This window comes from Nostoc cf. edaphicum LEGE 07299, assembly GCF_015207245.1.
Taxonomy (GTDB): domain Bacteria; phylum Cyanobacteriota; class Cyanobacteriia; order Cyanobacteriales; family Nostocaceae; genus Nostoc; species Nostoc edaphicum_B.
Genome location: NZ_JADEXF010000950.1, coordinates 1 through 2711, shown reverse-complemented (window position 1 = coordinate 2711; position 2711 = coordinate 1). Strand labels below are relative to the sequence as shown.

The following is a 2711-nucleotide window of genomic DNA, read 5'->3' as shown; positions in this document are numbered from 1 at the left end:
GTTCTGATTGATGCCAACATAGGAAATTGACATGAACACATGGTCAATTACACAAAAGAAATTAGGTAGACTTCGCTTATATAGCCGCAATTTCTAGTTGTTCGGTGTTCTGGTACAAGATGTGAGTCAACTTAGTTAATAGAGCTAGATAATTTTAATTTTACTTGCAGCTTTAGTAGCTTTTTCCCTAGCCTCTTGGACATTAATACCTTTCGCTAAAGCTACACCCATTCGCCGATATGGATGAGCGTTAGGTTTACCGAATAATTTAATATCTACATCTTTTTCTGACAAAGCATCGGCTACACCACTAAAAGTAATAGAATCAGATTTTTCAAAAGCTAAAATTACCGCACTAGCTGATGCTCCTAGCTGTTCTATATGAGGAATTGGCAAGCCTAAAATAGCTCTTAAATGTAGTTCAAATTCATTGAGATTTTGTGAGATTAATGTCACCATTCCCGTATCGTGAGGTCTGGGAGAAAGTTCGGAGAAAATCACTTCATCTTTGGTAATAAAAAATTCAACGCCAAAAATTCCGGCTCCTCCTAACGCATCAGTGACTTTTATGGCTATTTCTTGAGCTTTTAATATCTTTTCGTCGGAAATTTCTGCGGGTTGCCACGATTCTTGATAATCGCCTCTTTCTTGGCGATGACCAATAGGAGAACAGAAAATAGTGGGTGCATTCCACTGTTTAATAGTCAGTAAAGTTATCTCAATTTCAAAGTTAATAAATTCTTCTACGATGACCTTTTGACTGTCACCTCTAGAATTAGCGATCGCATAATTCCAAGCCTTCTCAACTTCACTCTTATCCTGCACTACAGATTGACCTTTACCAGAGGATGACATCACAGGTTTAACAACATTAGCAAACCCAATTTTATCAGAAATTGCAATTAATTCTTCTAGAGTTGTTGCATAACCATATTTAGCTGTTCTGATGTTTAATTCTTGATGTGCCAGTTCTCTAATTCTATCGCGGTTCATTGTATAGTTAGTAGCAGCCGCAGTCGGTATAACTGTAATTCCTCGCTGCTCAAATTCGATCAGCTTTTCTGTTCTAATTGCTTCAATTTCTGGTATAATAATATCTGGCTGATGTTTTGTCACCACAGCTTCTAAAGCATCAGCACTGAGCATAGAAATAACTTCATAAGCATCAGCAACTTGCATCGCTGGAGCATTAGCATAGCGGTCAATGGCAATCACATAATTACCAAGACGTTGAGCAGCGATCGCAAATTCTTTGCCTAGCTCTCCTGAACCCAACAACATCAATTTTTGGGGCAACTTAATACTCATTAACTTATCCAGGTCAATCTTAATTTAATAATTTTATAATTTTGTGTGTTTTAATTACCATCTTCTCAAGAATTAAATCTAGCTCCGCGTAGTTGTAAATCTTGGCATTGTAGCCCATTTAAACCAGTACCTACGCCAAGTTGACAGTTATTTACTAAAGTCTCTAACCAAATAGTCTCGTTAAGAGTTGCACCTCGTAAATCGGCATTTCTCAAGTCAGCTTTCGTAAAGTTTGCAAATAAGAGGTCTGCATTGACTAAACTACTATCTTGTAGATTTGCTCCTGACAAATTTCCTCGAATGAAGTTTACACCATCTAAAATTAAACCAGATAAGTCTGCTTTAATAAGATTAGGAAACTTTACCTGATTGGGATATTGAAAAAACCGCATTATACAGATTATATTTGCTTCATTTAGTCGCATTTTGGTTAAAAACTCATAACGAGCGATGCCCATTTGCTTAAGAATTTGTAGACGCTGTGGGGGACTTTGCTCTAAAAACTGCATGGCTGTGTAGCGTAGGTCTTGAGTTGGCAGATTTAGCATTATTGTCAAATTGTAATGATACTTATGCTAATGAAAAGTTTAACCTTAATGCAAGAACCCCGACTTCTCAAACAAATCGGGGTTCTAATAGATAATTACTTACCTAGTACAGCGCGGCGGAAATAAACTACCCATTCCAAATCAACGAAACGCCTATGTTGTATTCATTTTGACTTTTGATTTTTGACTTTTGACTTCCGCCTTGCGGTACTAACGTCCTGCCAATAATGCTTTTGTAGCAGATTCGCCTGCTAATCTCACCTGCCTTGTCAACTGGAAGTTTAACAACGCTAGAACACTCAACTCAGCGAGGAGTGCCATAAAAATTGTTGTCGCTCCAGAGTGTTGTATCGCTGCCCAAGGAAAAGTTGAGAATAACCAGACAGTAGGATGTTTCCACGACGAGATACCAATAAATTCTAGAATCATCGGTGGTAGGAAGCTTACTGTACCTAAAGTCCCAATTGCCCAGAAAGAACGCTTAGGAGTTTTCAGCAAAAGTATCAATTGGGTGATGGTAGCGTAAATCATCATTAAGCTGATAGACAAAGCTATAGCTAAAATTACTTTCAACCTGTAAATATCATTTTGGCCATCATTCGCATTAACAACAGATGTAAGTGAAATCCAAACTAGCCAGGGGATAGTAACAATTGCCAAATTAATAGCGATCGCCACAAGTGCAGGGCTTTTTTCAGCCACAATTAGATCCTGCCAAACACTCTTGTGGCTAGAAACTCCCTGATGTCGATATCTTGCCCAATCTTGTACATCTTGACGGTGAGGGGAAAGAACTGCAATTAAACTTAAAATCAACACAAAGTTGTACAGTGCCAGCAAAATATAGTTTTCTCC

2 protein-coding genes and 1 pseudogene are annotated in these 2711 nt (G+C 38.0%); all 3 read right to left on the bottom strand.

Features of this window, described 5'->3' with window-relative positions; genetic code table 11:
- Window positions 1-144 precede the first annotated feature (144 nt).
- Window positions 145-1308 carry a formate-dependent phosphoribosylglycinamide formyltransferase gene (gene purT / locus IQ229_RS23010; RefSeq protein ID WP_194047730.1) on the bottom strand — a complete coding sequence of 388 codons (1164 nt, stop codon included), beginning with the start codon at window positions 1306-1308 and terminating at the stop codon, window positions 145-147.
- A gap of 65 nt (window positions 1309-1373) precedes the next feature.
- Window positions 1374-1856, bottom strand: a complete 483-nt coding sequence (locus IQ229_RS23005; RefSeq protein WP_194047728.1) for a pentapeptide repeat-containing protein — start codon at window positions 1854-1856, stop codon at window positions 1374-1376.
- 210 nt (window positions 1857-2066) lie between these two features.
- Window positions 2067-2711, bottom strand: a pseudogene (locus IQ229_RS23000) (ABC transporter permease); the annotation flags it as partial.

Coding starts and splice junctions, on each gene's coding strand:
- purT (WP_194047730.1), bottom strand. CDS start 1,308: ATGAGTATTAAGTTGCCCCAAAAATTGATGTTGTTGGGTTCAGGAGAG.
- IQ229_RS23005 (WP_194047728.1), bottom strand. CDS start 1,856: ATGCTAAATCTGCCAACTCAAGACCTACGCTACACAGCCATGCAGTTT.